The organism is Acinetobacter sp. RIT698 (genome assembly GCF_009668065.1).
Classification (GTDB): Bacteria; Pseudomonadota; Gammaproteobacteria; order Pseudomonadales; family Moraxellaceae; genus Acinetobacter; species Acinetobacter guillouiae.
Map to the genome: position 1 here is coordinate 1 of NZ_WJYH01000063.1, position 21,405 is coordinate 21,405.

Consider the following 21,405-nt stretch of genomic DNA (forward strand, 5'->3'; position numbering starts at 1 on the left):
CCACATACATAAACGACAGAAACAAAAACTTACAGGGTTAAGAAATTTAGATGAAACGTATATTTAAAGAAAAAACGTTAAGCATACTGTTACGTAGTATTTTGCTGGGGTATCCGATTATTTCATCGTCCTCCTTTGCAGTACCACTGCGTGCTGAAACTGATGAGTTCAATGCCAATTGGGGACTAAGTCGTATTGGTGCGCAGTATGCTTATGAAAAAGGCTATACGGGTAAGGGAATTGCCATTGGGGTTGCAGATTCAGACTTTCCCTCAGGAATAAGCGAACTTACTGACAAACTCACATTTGTTACACCCAATAAAGATGGTAAAGAACATAATTCAGACTTAAGTATCGGCAGTAAAGTAGCTGACGGATTCAATGCCGAAGATTATACCCATGGCGCTCATGTTTCTGGGATCATTGGTGCTAAAAAGAATGATCAAGGCATGCACGGCGTAGCCTATGGTGCAGATATTTTTGCACAACATATGAATAATAATATTTACCCTTTTCTCGACACTACGGCAGTTCGTCTAATTAATAATAGCTGGGGTACAGAGGGAGATAAAGACTATGGCATCAATCCTGAAGATTCTCAATGGAAAGACTTGATTGGTATCGATGGTATAAGCACATCAACAGTAAAAGACTTTGAAAAAAAGTCTGATAAAAACAGACCCTATGATTTTTTAAATCGAGTCATATATACGACCACCCCCACGAAAAGGGGGGAATCTAAAATTTCAATTACAGTGAAAGATGTAGTTGAAGCTGAAGACGGTATAATTGAGCGTAATGGTCAAAAATTCAATTTTGGGGCAAATGACAAATCAAACAATGGGCTTGTCAACCAAATCAGGGCCCTTCGAGAAGCTGGAAAACAAGGCGTAGTCAACGTTTTTGCTGCTGGAAATTACAATCATTATAACGAACCTGGTGCCTTTCAAGGGATGCCTATCGTTTATAATGACTTACTGCCCAATTATCTTACTGTCAGTAATCTAACATTGGTTCGCAGTAAAGAAATCACTGTTCCAGAAGATAGTGAAACGCTCAGTGCGGGTGATGATTTACAATTTTTTGAAGTTACTTTTCAAAATAAAAAATATTTACGTCAAGCAAATCTTGCAATTGGCAAAGAAGACTATTTGTGGGAACAAGTCGGTCAAGGTCTTCGACAAACTCAAATTTTGGTGAATGACGATAGCACCAAAGAAACACTGTATACAGGGTCTTCACAATGTGGTTATACCGCATTGTGGTGTGTGGCAGCGCCCGGAACAGGGATTTATAGTTCAACATTTAAAGTTGAAGATGGAAAGCTTGCTGATAATTATGAGTATATGACTGGAACCTCAATGGCTGCACCACATGCCACAGGTGCTCTCGCTGTTCTTATGGAACGCTTTCCCTATATGAGCTCCAGCCAGACTGTTTCTGTTTTAAAAACCACAGCTGCTGATATGGATGAAAATGGTAGAGTAACTGATGGTCGTGCCAAAGTAATTGATAAATACTTTGGTTGGGGAAAAATTGATCTGGAAAACGCCATTAAAGGACCAGCAATGTTTGCTTCAGCGGATGATGTAAAAAACATGCTTGCTGAGGATGTAAAACAAAATTTGGGTGATGATCTGGATAATCTGGCCAATACTTTTGGAAATGGTGATTTCACCGTCAATATGGGCCAAGGGATAAAATATGATATTGGCACAACCAGAGAACGTAGTTGTGATGCAGCTGAATGTTCATTCGATACTTGGTCAAACAATATCGCTGGTAGCGGTGGTCTGATTAAAAAAGGTAGTGGAACATTACAGTTATCGGGAAACAATACCTATGCAGGCAATACTTTCATTAATGAAGGTGGTATTGATATCACAGGATCTTTATCTTCAGGCATTATTGTCAATAAATTAGGGACACTTTCTGGTCAAGGTCAGTCTGCAACAATCGAAATCAATAGTGGCAGATTTGCACCATCACTTTACAATCAAACAGGATTTAGTACATTTACTATTAATGGAGATATTAAATTTAGCCCTGACGCCACATATTCAGCCAAAATTAGAGACAAAAATGAGCAAGTGGACAAATTGGTTGTTCGGGGTAATGCTTATTTAAATGGAGCTAACTTCCAGACCTATGAACAAAGCCCAGATAAATTACTTGGGAAAAATGATACCCTCCGCTATCAAGGTAATGAATATACCTTAATGGATGCTACAAAAATTAATGGAATATTTAATAATAACTATCTTACATCGATTGCTACTGAAAATATTCAACCAGAATTAACAAAAACTGAAGAAGATAAGAAACTTAAATTACAATTCAGGGACTTAACTGCAGATAAAGCTGCCGCGGAAAAAGCTGCTGCAGATAAAGCTGCTGCCGATAAAGCTGCCGCAGAGAAAGCCGCTGCCGATAAAGCTGCTGCTGAGAAAGCTGCCGCGGAAAAAGCCGCTGCCGATAAAGCTGCTGCTGAGAAAGCTGCTGCTGAGAAAGCCGCTGCTGAAAAAGCTGCTGCTGAGAAAGCTGCTGCTGAGAAAGCTGCTGCTGAGAAAGCTGCTGCTGAGAAAGCTGCTGCTGAGAAAGCTGCCGCGGAAAAAGCTGCTGCCGAGAAAGCCGCTGCTGAGAAAGCTGCCGCGGAAAAAGCTGCTGCCGAGAAAGCCGCTGCTGAGAAAGCTGCCGCGGAAAAAGCTGCTGCCGAGAAAGCCGCTGCTGAAAAAGCCGCTGCCGAGAAAGCCGCTGCTGAAAAAGCCGCTGCTGAAAAAGCTGCCGCGGAAAAAGCCGCTGCTGAAAAAGCTGCCGCGGAAAAAGCCGCTGCTGAAAAAGCTGCTGCCGATAAAGCTGCCGCGGAAAAAGCTGCTGCTGATAAAGCCGCTGCTGATAAAGCCGCTGCCGATAAAGCCGCTGCCGAGAAAGCCGCTGCTGAAAAAGCTGCTGCTGAAAAAGCCGCTGCTGACAAGGCTGCCGCTGAAAAAGCTGCTGCCGATAAAGCTGCCGCTGAAAAAGCTACCGCGGATCAAGCTGCCACAGAGAAAGCTGCTGCTGAAAAAGCTGCTGCCGATAAAGCTGCCGCGGAAAAAGCTGCTGCCGAGAAAGCTGCCACGGAAAAAGCCGCTGCCGATAAAGCTGCCGCGGAAAAAGCTGCTGCCGAGAAAGCTGCTGCCGAGAAAGCTGCTGCGGATCAAGCTGCTGCTGAAAAAGCCGCTGCCGATAAAGCCGCTGCCGATAAAGCCGCAGCAGAGAAAGTTGCCGCGGATCAAGCTGCTGCTGATAAAGCCGCTGCCGATAAAGCCGCAGCAGAGAAAGCCGCTGCTGAAAAAGCCGCTGCTGAAAAAGCTGCTGCCGATAAAGCCGCTGCTGATAAAGCCGCTGCCGATAAAGCTGCCGCGGAAAAAGCTGCTGCCGAGAAAGCCGCTGCTGAAAAAGCCGCTGCCGATAAAGCCGCTGCCGATAAAGCCGCTGCTGAAAAAGCCGCTGCCGATAAAGCTGCCGCGGAAAAAGCTGCTGCTGAGAAAGCCGCTGCCGATAAAGCTGCTGCCGATAAAGCTGCCGCGGATCAAGCTGCTGCTGAAAAAGCCGCTGCTGAAAAAGCTGCCGCTGAGAAAGCTGCCGCGGAAAAAGCTGCTGCCGATAAAGCCGCTGCTGAGAAAGCTGCCGTAGAGAAAGCCGCTGCTGAAAAAGCTGCTGCTGAGAAAGCTGCCGCAGAGAAAGCTGCCGCAGAGAAAGCTGCCGCAGAGAAAGCTGCCGCAGAGAAAGCTGCCGCAGAGAAAGCTGCCGCAGAGAAAGCCGCTGCTGAAAAAGCTGCTGCCGATAAAGCTGCCGCGGAAAAAGCCGCTGCTGAGAAAGCTGCTGCTGAGAAAACCGCTGCCGATAAAGCTGCCGCAGAGAAAGCTGCCGCGGAAAAAGTCGCTGCCGATAAAGCTGCTGCCGATAAAGCCGCTGCTGAAGCAAAGTTATTGGAGCAAGCTAGAGCTGAAAAAGCGACCCAAATTGCATCAATTCATGGCGATATTCTGGCAGAAGAATTTCAGGATATGGATCGCAATCGTCGTTTAACCAATCAACGTCTACGCTATATTCAACGTAATCAGGAGAACAGTAATAATGCTTGGATAGATTTTTCAGACTCAAAAAGCAAGTCTCGTCTGGGGGAATGGAATAATCTCAGCAATGCCAAGATGCATGATTATAATGTTCAGAGGCAGGGTCTAGCTTTAGGCGCAGATACTACACTTGGAGATTGGGCAATCGGAATAACTGCAGCCATTAATAGCAAAGATTTAAATAACAAAAATAATGCCAATGCTAAAATCGATAATTATCAGTTCGGTATCTATACAGGGACTCAAATTGATCAAATCAATTTTCGTTTCAGTGGTACATTGGGACGTAATGAGGTTAAATCACGATTTAATGATCAGAATGATGGTCAATTTAATGCAAAATACAATGGTCGTACTTATCAGTTGAACGCTGAGATGGGCTATGCATTGCGACACAATAACCTATATATGGAACCATTTATCGGTGTTGCATACGACTACTTAGAAAATGATTCCATTCAACAAAGTAATGGATACTATTCACTAAATAGTGAAAAAACGAATATTGACCGTGTATCTTCAACTGTCGGTCTGGATATATCTCAAAAATGGAACGTATGGGATACAACATCTCTAAGTTTAAATGCAAGCTTAGCATGGCAAAACCGTTTAAAAAATAATGATAAAGCGGGCAAATTAACATTTATATCAAATAACTCACTGATTGCTGGAGATGCTGGTTATTTAGATGTTCCCAATAATCAGAACACAGGCATCATCAATTTTGGTTTCAATGTCGATATCGCCAACACCCACGGGTTTTCGGTCAATTATGAAGGACAGCTCGCGAAAAAATATAGTGAAAATGGCATAAGACTCCAATATGGCTATAAATTTTAATCAATAGGTTGCAATATTATTATGAAAAATAGCTTGTTTAAAAACATCATGTTGATATGCATATTCGGTCATGGATTACATAGCATGGCATTAAATGCAGCACCTTACTCAAATCAAACTGGTCAATCACCACTAATTGTTGCGCATCGCGGTGGAACGGCAGATGCACCTGAGAACACAGCCTATGCAATTGATCTCGCTTTAAGGAATCACGCAGATGTGATCTGGATCAGCGTACAGTTAAGTAATGATGGTGTTCCTGTACTCTATCGCCCTAATAATCTGAATGCTTTAAGTAATGGCCAAGGTTTGGTCTCTGCATATACTGTAAAACAATTACAGGGCTTGGATGCTGGATGGAATGTCGCCCGCAATGCAGGACAACAAACAATTTACCCATGGAGAGGTAAAGGAATCCGTATCCCAACACTTCAACAGGTGCTTACTCAATTTCCTCGAACCACTTTTTATATTGATATTAAATCGCCTGATGCAGATCCGGTGCAAATTGCTACGGCTATTAAACGTGTACTCGTTTCCACCAACTCACTTAACCGAGTAAGGCTCTACTCTACTGAACGCCGTTATACAGATGCCGTCAAACAGGTCGGTCAAATTCCGTATTTTGTTGCAAGAGATGATACTCGGGATATTTTAGCTCGTGTCGCGCTGAACCATAATTGTCAGGCTGCTCAAGAACCAATTGGGTGGCATGGTTTGGAGTTAAGACGGCAGGTTGAGGTTGTAGAAACCTATACCTTAGGTGAAGGCCGTTCAAAAGCAGAGTTTGTTTGGGATAAGGAAATTATGAACTGCTTTAGGACACAAGCAGCAAATCGTATTGTCCTGTTCGGTATCAATTCTGAAGCAGACTATCGAATAGCAAAACAGTTAGGTGCTGAAGCCGTAATGGTCGATTCCCCTGCTCAATTTTCCAATCGATGAAGTGTTTAAGTTAACTCAACTCATAGATCATTAAACTCAGACAGTTCAATATAAATTGAACTGTCTTACTCAATCTTACTTTCGTTAAAGATCACCATTAACTAAGCATTAGACAGGATGGCTGGTCAACCATTCTCGGGGAGACATGCCTACCCTGACTGAAAATGCGCGAGATAATGCTGATGGATTAGCATAACCCAGTTCTTCAGCCAATATTTTAATTGAATGCCCTTCACGCAATCTACTTTGTGCCAAAGCAATACGCCAGTCTGTTAAATATTCAGCTGGTGTCTGTCCCATCACATCACGGAAGGTATTGGCAAAAGCTGTTCTAGACATACATGCCAGTTCAGCCATGCGCTCTAGTGTCCACGATTCACCTGGATATTCATGTATTCCCACCAGCGTGCGCGCCAAACGTGGATCTGAAAGACCAATAATAAGTCCAGTGCTTACCCCTGCTTCATGAGGATGATCTAATAACCAACGTAATAGTTGAAGTACCACCACTTCAAATAACCGATTCGCTAATAATCGTTGCCCACAACGGGCATGGTCTGTTTCAGCAAATAATAGCGCAAGCGCCTGATCCAATCCTTGTACACGCGCTAGAGGAAGTGCAATTACGGCAGGTAATGCCCTTACCAGTGGATTCTGTTGCCCACCATCCAGTATCAACCGCGCGCAGGTAAAATCAGCACCTTCTCTGGGCGGGTTATGAAAATGATGTGTAATTGGGCCAGGATAAAAAAGTAGCGTTGGTTCATCAAAACGCATACGTCTTGGCAAATGCGCCATAGCTGGATGACTGACTTCCAGTTGTCCCTGACGTAAGACATGTAAATAGCCAAACCCTTCACAAGCATCAAAATGGCTGACGCCACATAACACACCAGTATGGTACAACTCTGCCTGCATACGGAAACGGTCAAGTAGACCTGAAAGGCGATCAATGGGGTGAATCGTTTTCATTTGAACGAATTGATATATTTTATGAACATATTGTATCTAATCATACAGTGAATTTACACATAATAATCAAAGTTTGATGCACTTCTACTATCACTACGATCCTTTAAGGAGAATAACATGTCACGTATCAACCTTGACACTCAACTTGCACCCCAAGCAAGTCAACCTTTATTAACCCAAATTCAACAAGCTTTTGGCACGACTCCAAATATGTTTAAGGCAGTGGCAAATTCGCCAGCAGCTTTACAAAGCATGTGGTCCGCTTTTGCTGCCTTAGGTAAAGGTACACTTGGTGCAAAATTAGGTGAACAGATTGCTGTTGCAATCGCCAATTTAAACCGCTGTGAATATTGCTTAGCAGCACATACTGTACTCGGTCAAAATGCTGGCGCTAGCGCTGCTGAAATGGCTGAAGCGCAAATAGGAAAAGCAGCTGATGATAAAACAGCAGCAGCACTGACTTTTGCTTTAATGGTGGTCAATCAACGTGCTCAGATGACTGATGCTGATATCACAACACTTCGCAATGTAGGTTTTAATGACCAACAAATCATTGAGATCATGGCGCATGTGGCTTTGAATATATTCACTAACTACATCAATATTGCACTAGATACGCCAGTAGACTTTCCACGAGTCGAATTGATATAAAACATACCGACCTCTCGTGTATAACAGAGAGGTCGCTTTCATTAAATATAAGATTTTCTTTATGCGTTATTGCACTTCATCTAAAAATCCAAGTAATTTAAATGATTGAACTTAAATCAAAAGGATCTATTTCAGAATTAATGGGTTGATAGGCTTGGATAAAAGTCGGTGACATCCGTTTCGGACGCCCTGAAGCAATTTCTATACATGCCCATTTAGTATTGCCAGTAAAGAGCAAGCTTTTATCTTTGGCATTAAAAAAAGCATACTGACGGAAAGAATAAAGTGCGTTGATCTCGTATAACCAAGTTCTCAAAATAATATCATCATCTAACATTGCTGCTTTGCGATACTGAACATGATGTTCTACAGCAACCATTGCATGTTTCATTTCTAAATATTGATCGAGTCCAACACCCAATGTTTCGATATGTGCAGATGCAATATCCTGCATCCATTGTACATAGACCACATTGTTTACATGACCTAAGACATCTATATGCTCTGGTTTTACTTCGATTTTTAAATCAAATACTGAACTCATATCTTCTTTCCTTTTCCACTTTTTCAACCATCCGTATAAGTTTGACATAAAAAAGCCACCCTTTGAGTGGCTGATTCTGATCAGTTGTATTTATTGAATACGTAATCCAATCATAGCATGTTGCCCTTCACGAACAATCGCAACACGCGCTACCGTATTTTTCTGTAGCTCAGAAATAGCATCAACAAAATCACTCGTTGGATTTACTTTCTTGTTATTTACTTGTGTGATCACATCACTAGGTAAAATCCGTGACTGTGCAGCCAAGCTATCTCTGGTCACATCATGAATAAATACATAAAGAGCATAACCTATAGAAGTTTATAATACTCATAGAGCATATATGTTCTGAAATATAAAACGCCTGATGACATTCATCAGGCGTTGATGCGAAATAAATTTCAAACTATTTCATGACTACACCGCTTGAGCATAAGTTAAATTGGCAGACTTTCCCAACCACAGATCATTAACACTTTAGCTAAGAAGCTAAAATTGGATGATTAATGTAGATATATACCAAGCATCAAATTATTATAAAAATATAGTGATCAAAAATCATAGCTAATCATCATGTTAAAGCGATTATCTACACCTGTTAAATCATTGAAAGTTTCTCGCTGTCCATAAACATATTCTAATCCAAAATCTATCGACTTGAATGGGCTATAAATCGCATTTGCCCAGCCCTGCCAAAGTTGCTTATTTTGTGTATTATCATCATATTTTAAATTTGCAAACGTGCTACTATCATTGGCTTTCATATAGCCATAACCAATCGTAGAACGTAATTTAGGATTAAACTTATGCGTTATTCCTAACGAGATCGTATCAAACTCATTTTCATGCATCTGATTATTTATATCCAAAGCATAGCCACTATTACTCCAAGCTAAAAACCGGCCATCTCCTTTTACATGATAATAATCAGCCTTCAATATTGTATTAGGAGAGATTAGATATTTTCCCCCCAAACCGATTCCCCAAGCTAACTTTTCATCATTTGCTGTTTTCTTTTCTGCAAGGAAACTACGACCTGAAATTAATGAGCCATTATCAAAATTATGGTTAATACGTCCAACGAACGCAGGTAATCTCATTTCATTGTCAGGATCAGTGGCAGCTGTATATTTAGGGTCTTCGATACTAATAACAAAACTTGTCTGATCCGTAATCTTATCTGTATACCTAAGCACAGGTACTCGCAATAAGGATCCTCCAACATATGAAGCAGGCTCAATAGTTTCAGGTAAATATTCAGGTGCAATAAAATTTGACCATGTCTGACCGACTAACCATTTATCAAATGTCAAATAAGCATGACGTATACGAAATTGATCTCTTGTTGCACCACCAAAAAAATCTGTTTCAATCTTACCTTTTATTTCCCCTACTGGTGTTTCAGTCCTGAAGTTTGCTCCGATACGTGTAGCAGCAGCAGTCGCACGGAATCGATCACGTTGCTTATATTCCTCATGGGTATTTTTTAATGGTACAGCATTGATATTATTATACATTGTCGATGCACCAGTAGCTTGATAGGTTGCATCAGCGCGTATAAATCCATAAATATTGACCTCTGTAGATCTCTTTTTTTCTATCATGGACATCGACGGTGCAGATTGTAACTGCAGACTATTCTCATTTTTTAAGTTTTGAACCTCTTTCTGAAGTGCCATAAGTTCTTTTCTGAGTTCGTTATGTTCATTCTGACTGATATTGGCAAAACTGCTGTTACTCGATACACCAGCCACAATCGCCATAAGTATCATTTTAAATATATTAGTCCCTTGATTTAACCTATCCATCTTTAACATTTCCTTTTGATTATTTAAATTATTGATTCCAAAAAGTCTAAAAACTGCTAAAACTGAACCAACATTCCATTTGGCTGAGCAATGTGTTTACAGGTGGTAAATATCAATCACTTGGTTGATATAATCGTTTTTAAGCACAACATACTTACTTAAGATTTTGGGTTGTTCAGTTGAAAAGTCGATCACATAACATGACATGCCGAAATAGCTGTAGTTGGTTTTATAGCGGAAACTCAAAGTGTTCCAATTAAAACGTACCGTGACTTCGTCACCATCACGTTCCACAATCTCAATATTGGAAATATTATGGCTGGTACGGGTATCAGGAATGGTCGCAGATGAACGTTCTGTTTTAATCCGAAATACACGATCTTCTAAACCTTGGCGATCCGGATAGTAAATCAACGAAATTTCTGATCGTGGGTCTTCTGTCAGTTGATCATCATCATCCCATGCTGGCATCCAGAAAGAAGCCTCGGGCGCATAGCACTGTAACCATTCATCCCACTGTTCCTCATCTAAATAACGTGCCTCACGATATAAAAACTGGGTCACTTGCTCGAGACTTATATTGTCTAAATTGGTTGGGGTATTCATACGGTTTCTCCCAAATCTTGTTGTCCTGCAAGCTCTTTTTCTCTGGCAATCGCACGTTTTATTGAGCTCAACCAATATTGATGTTGTGCAAGGTATAGGCCTTCATCTTCAGTTTTGATGCCACTTAATATAGGTTTTAAACCAATTTCCTGGGCTGCGTCATCTGGACCATAAATCCAGTGCTTAGAGCCACGGCACATATCATTCCATTCGAGTTCAATACCGGCATAACCAGCTTGACACGCACGGAATTCTTCTAAGTCATCAGGTGTTGCCATACCTGATGCATTAAAGAAATCTTCATACTGGCGAATACGGCGGGTACGTGCATCAAGTGCTTCACCTTTTGGTGCAATGCAGTAAATCGTCACTTCAGTTTTATTCACACTTAACGGACGCAATACACGAATCTGTGAACCAAATTGATCCATTAAGTAAACATTTGGATAGAGGCAAAGGTTACGTGAACGCTCAACAATCCATTTAGCCATTGCTCCACCAAACTTGTCGATATACTCCTCATAACGTGCATAGTTCGGGCGATCTTCTGGATTGGCCCATTGTGTCCACAACAACATATGACCATGTTCAAAGCCATAGCAGCCACCGCCCTGCTTACCCCAACCACCGGCACTCATGGCGCGAATATTATCCTGTGCCTGCTTTTCCTTTCGCTGTTGTGTGGTTGCAGCATAGTTCCAGTGAACGGCGGAAACATGATAACCATCGGCACCATTTTCGGCAGTCAGCTTCCAGTTACCTTCATAAGTATAGGTAGATGCACCACGTAAGATTTCTAGACCATCTTCGGACTGATCCACAATCATATCGATGATTTTCGTCGCTTCACCTAAGAACTCTTTAAGTGAAGAAACATCAGGATTCAAACTACCAAACAAAAATCCTTTGTAATTTTCAAAACGCGCAACTTTTTTTAGGTCGTGTGAACCGTCTTTGTTAAAGCCATCTGAGTAACCTGCATCAGAAGGATCTTTAACTTTCAACAATTTTCCTGAATTATTAAATGTCCAACCGTGGAAAGGACAAGTATAGGTGGCCTTATTGCCACGTTTATAACGACAAAGCTGTGCACCACGGTGCGAGCAGGCATTGATCATGGCATTGAGTTCACCAGCACGGTTACGTGCAATGATGATCGGTTGACGACCGATATAGGTGGTGTAGTAGTCATTGTTATTTGGGATCTGGTTTTCATGTGCCAAAAACACCCAGTTACCTTCGAAAATGTATTTCATTTCAAGTTCAAACAACGCTTGATCAGTAAAAACTGAACGATGAAGTTTAAATTCACCCGTATCGACATTGTCTACAAACAACTCATCGATACGATCTAGATGGCTGGTATTTATTATAGGAATACGTGGCATGTCCTTTCTCCAACTTTCCAAATGAGGGAAGCCACCAAGCTGAAATAATGATGTAAATCATGTAGAGCAAATATCTCGGTTCCTATCGATATTGAGTGCCTACATGATGGTGATCAACTTAAGTTGAGAATACAAAGCTGATTGTTTTTATCATTTCAACATTGAGTGCAATATGATCAGTGAATAAAATAAGAAGTGACTCAAAGAAATTTAAAAACTAGATGTTTGACGTTGATAAAATTGTTCCTTCCATCATCAAAGCATTGCTTACTTTAAATTCCCTATTGTTAATTTCTCTTAACAAGTCAGTTCCATAACTGATTTGCTAAATTTATTTTTTTATGTATTATTAGTCAAATTGTTATTTTTTCTAATAAATATTAGTGGTATCTATTATGGTGGATTTAAATTTAATTCGGGCTTTTGTCACAATCTACAATACACGTAGCGTGAGTACAGCTGCTGTGCATTTAAATATTACTCAACCATCAGTAAGTCACAATTTATCCAGATTAAGATATTTATTTAAAGATCAGCTATTTATTAGAACAAAAGAAGGTATGATTCCAACAACTTATGCAACTCAGTTGTATGAATCATTGAATCATCATCTTGTTGAGATTGAAGGTGTTGTCAGTGAAGTAAAAAACTTTGATGCCAAGACGAGTGAAAGGTGCTTTAGAATTGCTTTAACAGACATCGGTGGCTTATATTTCCTCCCTATCATTTTGTCACACCTAGAAATCCATGCACCCCACATAACATTGGAAATAACGACTGTCGATATGAATAAATTATCGGATTGGTTAATCACTGGTAAGGTTGATGCGGCAATATGCAATAAAAATTTAGAGGACAAAAGTTTAAATACTTTAACGTTATTTGAAGAAAAATATACTTGTTTAGTCAGTCGAGGGATCGTTCTAGAAGGCAATAAATTTACTTTAGATAATTTCTTAAAAGGCAATCATGCTGTTGTACCCGCATCTACAGGTCATAACCTAGTAGAAAATTATTTAAGTAAACAAGGATTAAGACGAAAAATTAAACTACAAGTTCCTCAGTTCAGTATTTTAGGGGAGCTCATTGCCAAACATAATTTAATTGTCACTGTACCTTCTCGAATAGGTGAATATTTTAAACACAATTCTGATATTCAAATTTTTGATGTGCCTTTTGAATTGCCTTGTTTCGATGTAACTCTACATTGGTATAAAAAGTCAGCTGATACCTCTGCACAAAAATGGTTTATAAATTTTTTAAAAGAGATTTTAACCGATCACAACGAAATGAAATAAAAATAATGACTTGGACGTTGACTGCTTGCTTCTATGTTGGTGCGTTGCAATGCCAAATATAACGGACACTGTTTTAGTAATTCTCTGCTTTTTTCAATAATTATTTATTCTTATATTTCAATTCATTAAAAATTTAATATTTCAGTATAGAAAATAAATATAGATAAAACATATATTGCATAATATGTTTTATTAATTTGATCTATAAAAATAATAAACTATATGATTTATAAAGATCATGAGAAATCATTGATTATAAAATCTTTTCAGGTAGTGGATGCCTGGAGAAAAAGCTATTGAGTTAAAAGGGATTGAAATTCACTACGTTGAATTATAGATAACTTTTGATTCTATCCAAAGGATAGGAAGCGATGCAAAATATTAATGCTGTAGACCTTATTGATAAGGTTCCTCTCAATAAACACCATAAAATTTTAGTCTTTTGGTGTGCTGTTATTATGTTATTTGATGGATATGACCTTGTAATTTATGGCTCTGTTCTCCCCCACTTAATGCTTGAATGGCAACTTTCGCCCCAAACAGCAGGACTTCTCGGTGCGGCATCTTTAATGGGGATGATGCTTGGTGCTGTTACTCTCGGTATGGCGGCTGATAAATTCGGTCGAAAAAATATCATTATTGCTTGTACGATTTTATCGAGTCTCGCCGTCACGATGAATGGCTTTGCACATGATACAACAACATTCTTTATTTGCAGATTACTCACGGGTGTCGGACTAGGTGGTGCAGTCCCCAATTTGGTGACAATTATTAAAGAGATGGCGCCTGGTTCACATCGTAATCGTTTGATTAACTTAGTACTCGCCTTTTATGGTGTTGGCGCCATACTTTCCGGCTTAGCAGGCTTGTTTTTGATTCCAGTTTTTGGATGGCAAGCAACTTTTTGGATTGCTGGCACATGTATTTTCTTGATTCCATTAATGTATAAGACTTTTCCAGAATCCATCAGCTATCTCATTCATAAAAACCGTCAAATAGATGTGATTAGCACACTAAAAAAATTAAATCCTAACCATAAGCATGAAAACAATATGCACTATGTTGTAGACATGACAGCAAATACGCAAAAAATACCTGTTCTTGGTCTATTTACAGAAGGCAAAACTGTCAGAACTCTGCTGATTTGGTCGGGATTTGCCATGGTTATGCTTATGGTATTTGGTCTAAATACTTGGCTACCTAAACTGATGAATGTCGGTGGATATTCTCTCGGCTCTAGTATCACATTTTTAGTAACACTCAACATTGGAGCGATTCTAGGCACTTTAATTTTTGGAATCCTCGCTGATAAATGGGGATCAAAACCCACATTAATTTTTGGTTATTTACTTGCGTCAGCTTCGATTAGCTGCCTAGGATTTCACCCTCCTGCATTTGTCCTGAGCATATTGCTAGTGATCGCAGGTGGCGCAACTGTTGGTTCCATGTCTGTTATTCACACTTTAGCTGCGGACTTCTATCCTGCGAATATTCGTTCAACAGGTGTCAGTTTTGCCGCAGCAATGGGCCGATTTGGTGCAATTTCTGGCCCATTATTCGGCGGATTTTTACTCGCAATGAATTTGCCATTTGAGCAAAACTTCATGGTATTTGCACTGCCCGGAATTATAGGCGCAATTGTTATTGCTTTATTTACACATCAGAAGGTGTCTCAAGTTCAACTCACGACGAAAGGATAAAGTCATGAATATACAAACAAAAATCATAGAACAAATTTGGAAAGAACATATTTTTCAAGGAACTTGGGTTAAAACCAATAACGCTTCACGTGAAATTATAAATCCAGCAACTGGGGAGATTATTTCATCTGTACAGCTTTCTTCTGTAGATAATGTCAATACTTCAGTTCAAATAGCGATGCAAGCCCAACACATATGGAAAAATACAACATTTGAAACACGTGCCAAGGTCCTGAGAAAGGCCGCACAAATTTTTGAGCAAAATATTCAAACTTTTATTGATTGGAACATTCAAGAGTGTGGATCAACAGCGCTTAAAGCTGGCTGGGAAGCCAATGCCTGTATCGAACAATTATACATGGCTTCATCTATGCCAATGTCTGCATCAGGTGAGATTTTTCCATCCGCTATCCCCAATAAAACCAATGTATGGTTACGTGTTCCTATCGGTATTGTCGGTGTAATCTCCCCTTGGAACTTTCCTTTATTATTATCTATCCGCTCTATAGCACCAGCTTTAGCAATGGGCAATAGTGTGATATTAAAGCCTTCAGAATTTAGTAATGTTACGGGAGGTTCTCTTTTAGCCTGGCTATTTGAAATGGCAGGTTTGCAATCAGGTGTTTTTCAGGTATTGAATGGCGAAAGTGAAATTGGTGAGACGATAGTGAATCACCCTCAAGTGAATATGATCTCTTTCACAGGTTCAACTGTTATCGGTAAGAAAATTGCCGTGGATTGTGCTAAACAATTAAAAAAATGTGCGCTTGAACTGGGCGGCAATAATGCGATGATTATTTGTGAAGATGCAGATTTAGAGATCGCTGTAAATAATGCTGTCTGGGGAACTTTTCTACATCAGGGGCAAATTTGTATGCAGACTGGACGTCATTTAGTGCATCGTAGCATTGCGAGTGTCTATATTAAAAAACTGAAAGAAAAAGCATTATCACTAAAAGTTGGCAACCCCTCCTCGCCTGATACACAATTAGGTCCACTTATTAATCAGGCTCAGCATGTAAAAGTGAGCCGTATGGTTGAGGATGCGGTAAGTCAAGGTGCTATATTGGAATGTGGTGGTAAAGGTGAACAACTGTTTTTCCATCCAACTATTTTAACGAACATCGATAAAAATGATCCGATTTTTACCGATGAGATATTTGGTCCAGTAGCACCGATCATTATTTTTGATGACATCAAAGAAGCGGTTGATATTGTCAATTCATCGAAATATGGTCTTGCTGTGGCAATTCATAGTAAACACACTGCTTGGGCCTATGAGTTAGCCAAAGAAATTAAAAGTGGCATGATTCATATCAATGATCAGACAGTAAATAATGAATATCACGTACCTTTTGGTGGAATGGGTGAGTCAGGTTATGGTGGCCGCTTTGGTGGTCCTGCTAACTTTGATGAGTTCAGTCAACGTCAATGGATCAGTATTTTAGACAAAGGGATTCAATATCCGCTCTAAATGATGAGTGATCTGATGGACTCAGGTTGAAAGTAAAATATTTTTACTTTCAACCTTTTGCATAAAGGTTTCATCTTAATTAAAAACCTAATAATTCTGAGTTTTACGTATAATCTTGATAACGTTAAAATTCGTTTTTTTATACTTTGATAGCAGATCAAAGGCGCTGGCACTGTAGAACTGTTTGCCATATCAAATAGATCATTTTAAACTATTTCTTTATCTACTTATTATGCTATATCCATCGCTTGTTATTGTAATAAAAGCAAAAACTGAATCATTTTGGTCCAATTTTTCAACTTACTGTATTAAACTCAAACTGACCTCAACTAAAGAAATTCCTCATTGATGGATTTTGCGATATTGAACAGGTATATCTATTTTTTTTGTTCCGTGACCTGCTCTTTTTATCTTATGAGTATTTTATATAAATAAACTAACTCAAAATATCAGAGTTGTATTGAAGATAACTCATGCCCAACCGCTTTACAGATGGGCAACCTATTTGTGCTAATGTGCGGTCAACATCCTGCTTCATCAGTTGGATTACTTCATCAACACCAACTTCACCTTTAGATGCTAAACCATAGAGTGTGGGGCGACCTAAACACACCATATCAGCGCCTAAACACAATGCTTTGACAATATCTGAACCCCGCCTAAAACCACTATCAATTAAGATCGGTTGTTGAATACATCTAGAAACTTCTTGCAAGGTTTCCATAGGAGACACACTACAATCAAGTTGACGTCCACCATGATTAGATAAAATTACCCCATCAACTCCACACTGAATAGCAATTTGAGCATCTTCAGCGCTAATTATACCTTTTACCAATAATTGATGAGGCCAAATCTCACGGATACGTTTTAAGCTTTCTTGATTGAAACTGGCATCCATTTGGCGCTTCATAATTGCGACTTGAATGTCTAGACTATCTGTCTTAGAGCTTACAAAATTTGCTAACTGTGGCTTGCTATTGGCTAAAAAACGTAACGACCATGCCGGATGTAACATACCATCTAGCACTAAGCTTGCAGAAAATTTTAATGGTAATCCAAACTGATTACGCAGGTCACGTTCTCTATAACCGTTTACACCAACATCCAAGGTCACAATCAAAGTTGTATAACCCGAGTCTAAAGCACGTTGCACCATTTGCTTGGCTAGTTCTTGATGTACAACATAAAGCTGAAACCATTTTTCACCATCACTAGATCTGGCGACTTCCTCAATCGACATATTCGAAGCTGTCGATAACATAAATGGTATATTGGCTTTAGCAGCACTTTTTGCAAGTAACGCATCCCCTTTAGGCCAAAATGAACCATTTAATCCAGTAGGTGCTATCGCAAAGGGCGCACTCCAAAGACGATTGAACAACTGACAGGAAATGTCTCGTTCACTAATATCGACCAAACGCTGCGGCTTAAACCGCCATTGATCAAATACCTGTCGATTGTGATGTAAGCCTTTTTCATCATCTGCCCCACCTTCCAGATAATCATAAATCACTTTGGGTAAAGTCGATTTTGCAAGTTTTTGGTAGTCTTCCACATTGATCATTTTATAAGGCATAAGAGCGTTCCTGTTCAGCCTATTACAATTAAAAATTTCAAATTTTGGCCTAGTTTAATGCCAATGTTTATATTTGCTTGTCTTGCCAATACCAGGATTAAAACTATTGGTTGGATCTAATTCTTTAAGATGAATCTGATAATCGAGAGAAGCTTTATACAAATGGCCGACATTATGCTCAGCGGGGTATTTGGCTCCACGCTGTTCTAAGTATGCAAGTACGTCATGCTTAAATTGGATCGCATCAACATTTTCCTTAAGTAAGTAATCCTGATGTGAAACAAAACAGAAAAAATGACCACAACAGCTCTCCATCATGACTTGTTGTTTTAAATAGTCTGGTAAATCTATTGACCAACAATCATCATTCCTTCGAAAAGCAACATCAAAAGAAACTAAGCGTTGATTTGGATCAATTCCCGTACTTTCGCAGTAATAAACCACACAACCACCTACAGCAAAACGGATAAGAAAAGCATTTTTTTCTTCAGCTTTAGTGCATTGGAAAAATTGATCTTTAGAGCCATTAAAAAAATGATTCAATAGCTCTCGTAATTCATCACTTTGCTGTTGATCAACTTTAATCATTAAATGATGTTCATACTGTTGATTGGATGCTTGCAAACGCGGTTCGATCCATGAAGGGGTTAAACGATTAAATAGTTGAATCAAACGATCTGTAAAATTATTGGGAAAAAGAGGGAATTTTCTAAAAAATTGATCTATGTGCGCTTTAAATTTAAATAAGGCTGGAATCTTTTCAGCGCCCCAAATATCAATCGCCTTATACATATGTTTTGCATAACGTTGTGTTAAATCAAATGCATGCCGATGGATATACTCAGCCTGACTCGGTAAAGTCGTCATTTCTGTTAATAGATACCGTCTTAAATCTATTAATTCGGTCTCATTATTACTACTAATAAAGTATGTGGTTGCCTCTTCTGCTGCTTCAAAAGTTGGAAGTCTGACTGCAAAAACGACTAGTTTCCCTGAACAGCCCGAGCTTTCATGTAAATACTCAGGATTTCCATTGTAGCGAGTCGCTGTTGGGGAAGTTATATCTCGTAGTGTCTTGGCATAATTTTCAGCCCAAATTTTTCCATGCGCTAAGTTAACTTTTTGTAGATCATAGTTTTTTTGTTCTAGATTTCTTAGAATTTCTTCTGGATCTTCCCCCAAGTAAATGCCCAGATGGTTAATGAGTTTTAACTTTCCACTTCCATCAACCTGAGCAAATAAAGATTTTTCAGTATACGCTGGGCCTCGACGAATTAATGAACCTCCTGAGTTATTACAAATTCCACCAATTACAGACGCTCCGATACAAGATGAACCAATGACTGAATGGGGCTCGCGTTGATGAGGTTTCAGCGCATTTTCCAATTCTGTAAGTGTTGTCCCTGGAAACGCAATAACTTGTTTGGCATCATCCAATAACTGCATACCTTTGAGTTTCATTGTACTTACAACAATAACTTCTCGGTCATAATCATTAGAATGTGGTGTAGAACCACCAGTTACACCTGTATTAGATGCTTGCAAAATTATGATTAAATTATGTTTGACTCCAAATTCAATAACTTGCCATAGCTGGAATAAACTATAAGGAATAACCACAGCAAGTGCATCACCCTTGCCAACACGAAAACCTTTTAAATAAAAGCTTTTATCAACATCTTCAATAAGTATCTGCTGTGGATTAAATAATTGATGCAATTCTTTAATAATAAAATTAGTCTGCATAAAAGTTTTTCCGTGCTTAAGTATTGATAATGATTAATTACTTAACTCAGCTGTCACGACTTCAATCAAAGTCGGTTGCTCTGAATCGACTGCTTTGTTAAAAGCGGAAATAAAATCACTGTCATTCGTTACACTACACGCATCTACACCATAGCCTTTGGCAATGTGTGTAAAATCAATATCTGGGACATCCATACCAGGAACATGTTCAGCATTTAAAACCCCTGCGAACCACCGCAGTGCACCATACGTTCCATTTTTTAAGATAATAAAGATCACTGGAATTTTATACTGAGCAGCAGTCCATAATGCTGTAATACTATAATTTGCTGAACCATCTCCAATCAGTGCTACTACTCTACGAGTTTTATGTGCCAACTGAACTCCGATCGCAGCAGGCATAGCAAAACCAAGGCCACCCGCAGCTGCGAAATAATAACTTCCTTGTTCAGTAAGGCTTAAACGATCCCATAATGCATTGGTTGTTGAAGTAGATTCATTTGTATAAATCGTGCCGTCTGGCGCGAGAATATTAAGCATATCAAACAGCCTTTCTGGCTTTATATAGCCATTTTCACTTGGCTGAGACAGTTCTATTGTATGACGGTGAACTACCGTATCAGTTTTTGCATGAACTTTCTGACTTAATCGTGTCAGGCTATCGCCTAAATCACTCACATAGCATAAACCCATTGCGGCCCGAGCTGCTTCTTGAATATCACAAGTGAATGCAATGAGTTCTGTATGTTCAGATAGATATTGACCAGGTTCATACTGGTGATAACGAAATACAGGTGCACCAAATACTAAAACCAAATCATATTCTTTAAATATTTGGGAAATACCCGCAATACTTGCAGGTAGAATCCCCTGAAAATAGGCATGCGTTGTTGGAAATGGGCATCTTGGTGAAGATGGCGCAACCCAAACAGGAACGTTTAATGCTTCTGCGAAACGGATTGCACTAAGATTGGCAAATTGTCGATCTACATCCGTACCTAGAACTAAAGCGACTTTTTGAGCTGAATTTATTTTATGACTTATAAATAATAAATCTTGCTCTGATAAACACTGTGAACTGGTGACGTTCTTTTTAAGCAAATGTTCATTTTCTCCATCTACTTCAATATCCCAATCATTATAAGGTATGGAAACATATACCGGCCCGGCAGCCTCTGCACCAGCAATATGTATTGCTCGACTAATCGCGTGTGGTACTTCATTTGCAATTGCTGGTTCATGACTCCATTTAACTAAAGGTTTTGGTAATTGAGCAGCTTCAATATTTGTTAATAGCGCTTCAACACCCATCATCGTTCGCGTTTGTTGGCCTGCTGTAATTACCAAAGGTGTATGAGAATTCCATGCATTACTCAACGCCCCCATCGCATTTCCTGTACCAGCAGCAGAATGCAAATTAACAAACGCCGTTTGTCCCGTTGCTTGAGCATACCCATCGGCAATTCCAACGACCGCGCCTTCATGTAAACCCAGAATATATTGAAAGTCAGTAGGAAAGTTTTTTAGAAAAGGCAGTTCATTCGAACCAGGATTACCAAAAATCATTTTAATATTATTTTTTCTCAATATTTCATAGGTATATTGATGAACAGTTTTCACGTATGCCCTTCCTTAACATTCAATTAATTTTTCTAATGATAATACGCAACAAAATATAGATAAAATAAATAATAAATATTATTGATTATAGATACAAACTATATAAAATTATAAAG

14 protein-coding genes and 1 pseudogene are annotated in these 21,405 nt (G+C 39.3%); 6 read left to right on the forward strand and 9 right to left on the reverse strand.

Annotated features, from left to right (window positions below):
• Window positions 1-50: 50 nt before the first annotated feature.
• Both GJV03_RS19220 and GJV03_RS19225 read left to right on the forward strand, forming a co-directional pair.
• Window positions 51-4,958 carry a histone H1-like repetitive region-containing protein gene (locus GJV03_RS19220; protein WP_154130866.1) on the forward strand — a complete coding sequence of 1,636 codons (4,908 nt, stop codon included), beginning with the start codon at window positions 51-53 and terminating at the stop codon, window positions 4,956-4,958.
• An 84-nt stretch (window positions 4,959-5,042) separates the two neighbouring features.
• Complete coding sequence (locus GJV03_RS19225) at window positions 5,043-5,903, forward strand: glycerophosphodiester phosphodiesterase family protein (RefSeq protein WP_004717127.1); 861 nt, start codon at window positions 5,043-5,045, stop codon at window positions 5,901-5,903.
• 108 nt (window positions 5,904-6,011) lie between these two features.
• Here the strand turns inward: GJV03_RS19225 and GJV03_RS19230 are convergent, their stop codons facing one another.
• Window positions 6,012-6,875, reverse strand: a complete 864-nt coding sequence (locus GJV03_RS19230; RefSeq protein WP_105713620.1) for an AraC family transcriptional regulator — start codon at window positions 6,873-6,875, stop codon at window positions 6,012-6,014.
• Window positions 6,876-6,992: 117 nt separating this feature from the next.
• Here GJV03_RS19230 and GJV03_RS19235 point away from each other — a divergent pair, with 117 nt between their 5' ends.
• The gene (locus GJV03_RS19235; protein ID WP_154130867.1) at window positions 6,993-7,526 is read left to right on the forward strand and encodes a peroxidase-related enzyme; all 534 of its coding nucleotides are present in this window, start codon (window positions 6,993-6,995) and stop codon (window positions 7,524-7,526) included.
• 97 nt (window positions 7,527-7,623) lie between these two features.
• On the opposite strand, the gene GJV03_RS19240 is transcribed toward GJV03_RS19235, so the two are convergent.
• The 5 genes and pseudogenes from GJV03_RS19240 to benA all read right to left on the reverse strand — a co-directional run bounded on the left by GJV03_RS19240 (window position 7,624) and on the right by benA (window position 11,872).
• Window positions 7,624-8,070 carry a thioesterase family protein gene (locus tag GJV03_RS19240; protein WP_252720747.1) on the reverse strand — a complete coding sequence of 149 codons (447 nt, stop codon included), beginning with the start codon at window positions 8,068-8,070 and terminating at the stop codon, window positions 7,624-7,626.
• Between the two features lie 90 nt (window positions 8,071-8,160).
• Window positions 8,161-8,373, reverse strand: a pseudogene (locus tag GJV03_RS19245) (PDZ domain-containing protein); the annotation flags it as partial.
• Window positions 8,374-8,621: 248 nt separating this feature from the next.
• Window positions 8,622-9,887 carry a DcaP family trimeric outer membrane transporter gene (locus tag GJV03_RS19250; RefSeq protein WP_216070504.1) on the reverse strand — a complete coding sequence of 422 codons (1,266 nt, stop codon included), beginning with the start codon at window positions 9,885-9,887 and terminating at the stop codon, window positions 8,622-8,624.
• 87 nt (window positions 9,888-9,974) lie between these two features.
• Window positions 9,975-10,484 (reverse strand): benzoate 1,2-dioxygenase small subunit, encoded by a 510-nt coding sequence (gene benB / locus GJV03_RS19255; protein ID WP_154130870.1) that lies wholly within the window; start codon window positions 10,482-10,484, stop codon window positions 9,975-9,977.
• A complete protein-coding gene (benA, locus tag GJV03_RS19260) occupies window positions 10,481-11,872 on the reverse strand; it encodes a benzoate 1,2-dioxygenase large subunit (protein WP_154130871.1) in 1,392 nt (463 codons plus the stop codon). Before benA ends, benB begins: the two co-directional genes overlap by 4 nt.
• Before the next feature lie 395 nt (window positions 11,873-12,267).
• Between benA and GJV03_RS19265 the strand changes: the two genes are divergently transcribed.
• The 3 genes from GJV03_RS19265 (at window position 12,268) to GJV03_RS19275 (ending at window position 16,344) form a co-directional block, all read left to right on the forward strand.
• The gene (locus tag GJV03_RS19265; protein WP_151957140.1) at window positions 12,268-13,170 is read left to right on the forward strand and encodes a LysR family transcriptional regulator; all 903 of its coding nucleotides are present in this window, start codon (window positions 12,268-12,270) and stop codon (window positions 13,168-13,170) included.
• 458 nt (window positions 13,171-13,628) lie between these two features.
• Window positions 13,629-14,870: an aromatic acid/H+ symport family MFS transporter gene (locus GJV03_RS19270; protein ID WP_252720748.1), complete on the forward strand. Its 1,242-nt coding sequence runs from the start codon at window positions 13,629-13,631 to the stop codon at window positions 14,868-14,870.
• A gap of 4 nt (window positions 14,871-14,874) precedes the next feature.
• A complete protein-coding gene (locus tag GJV03_RS19275; protein WP_154130873.1) occupies window positions 14,875-16,344 on the forward strand; it encodes an aldehyde dehydrogenase family protein in 1,470 nt (489 codons plus the stop codon).
• A 436-nt stretch (window positions 16,345-16,780) separates the two neighbouring features.
• Here the strand turns inward: GJV03_RS19275 and GJV03_RS19280 are convergent, their stop codons facing one another.
• From GJV03_RS19280 to mdlC, 3 genes are read right to left on the reverse strand one after another with little or no spacing between them, the layout of a single operon-like run.
• Window positions 16,781-17,923 carry an alpha-hydroxy-acid oxidizing protein gene (locus GJV03_RS19280; protein ID WP_154130874.1) on the reverse strand — a complete coding sequence of 381 codons (1,143 nt, stop codon included), beginning with the start codon at window positions 17,921-17,923 and terminating at the stop codon, window positions 16,781-16,783.
• A 54-nt stretch (window positions 17,924-17,977) separates the two neighbouring features.
• Window positions 17,978-19,669: a D-lactate dehydrogenase gene (gene dld, locus GJV03_RS19285; RefSeq protein WP_154130875.1), complete on the reverse strand. Its 1,692-nt coding sequence runs from the start codon at window positions 19,667-19,669 to the stop codon at window positions 17,978-17,980.
• A 33-nt stretch (window positions 19,670-19,702) separates the two neighbouring features.
• Window positions 19,703-21,289: a benzoylformate decarboxylase gene (gene mdlC / locus GJV03_RS19290; protein ID WP_244013534.1), complete on the reverse strand. Its 1,587-nt coding sequence runs from the start codon at window positions 21,287-21,289 to the stop codon at window positions 19,703-19,705.
• Window positions 21,290-21,405: the final 116 nt, after the last annotated feature.

What these genes read in the sequence shown, in the direction of transcription:
- GJV03_RS19220 (WP_154130866.1), top strand. Translation starts at nt 51, where the DNA reads ATGAAACGTATATTTAAAGAAAAAACGTTAAGCATACTGTTACGTAGT.
- GJV03_RS19225 (WP_004717127.1), top strand. Translation starts at nt 5,043, where the DNA reads ATGGCATTAAATGCAGCACCTTACTCAAATCAAACTGGTCAATCACCA.
- GJV03_RS19230 (WP_105713620.1), bottom strand. Translation starts at nt 6,875, where the DNA reads ATGAAAACGATTCACCCCATTGATCGCCTTTCAGGTCTACTTGACCGT.
- GJV03_RS19235 (WP_154130867.1), top strand. Translation starts at nt 6,993, where the DNA reads ATGTCACGTATCAACCTTGACACTCAACTTGCACCCCAAGCAAGTCAA.
- GJV03_RS19240 (WP_252720747.1), bottom strand. Translation starts at nt 8,070, where the DNA reads ATGAGTTCAGTATTTGATTTAAAAATCGAAGTAAAACCAGAGCATATA.
- GJV03_RS19250 (WP_216070504.1), bottom strand. Translation starts at nt 9,887, where the DNA reads ATGTTAAAGATGGATAGGTTAAATCAAGGGACTAATATATTTAAAATG.
- benB (WP_154130870.1), bottom strand. Translation starts at nt 10,484, where the DNA reads ATGAATACCCCAACCAATTTAGACAATATAAGTCTCGAGCAAGTGACC.
- benA (WP_154130871.1), bottom strand. Translation starts at nt 11,872, where the DNA reads ATGCCACGTATTCCTATAATAAATACCAGCCATCTAGATCGTATCGAT.
- GJV03_RS19265 (WP_151957140.1), top strand. Translation starts at nt 12,268, where the DNA reads ATGGTGGATTTAAATTTAATTCGGGCTTTTGTCACAATCTACAATACA.
- GJV03_RS19270 (WP_252720748.1), top strand. Translation starts at nt 13,629, where the DNA reads ATGTTATTTGATGGATATGACCTTGTAATTTATGGCTCTGTTCTCCCC.
- GJV03_RS19275 (WP_154130873.1), top strand. Translation starts at nt 14,875, where the DNA reads ATGAATATACAAACAAAAATCATAGAACAAATTTGGAAAGAACATATT.
- GJV03_RS19280 (WP_154130874.1), bottom strand. Translation starts at nt 17,923, where the DNA reads ATGCCTTATAAAATGATCAATGTGGAAGACTACCAAAAACTTGCAAAA.
- dld (WP_154130875.1), bottom strand. Translation starts at nt 19,669, where the DNA reads ATGCAGACTAATTTTATTATTAAAGAATTGCATCAATTATTTAATCCA.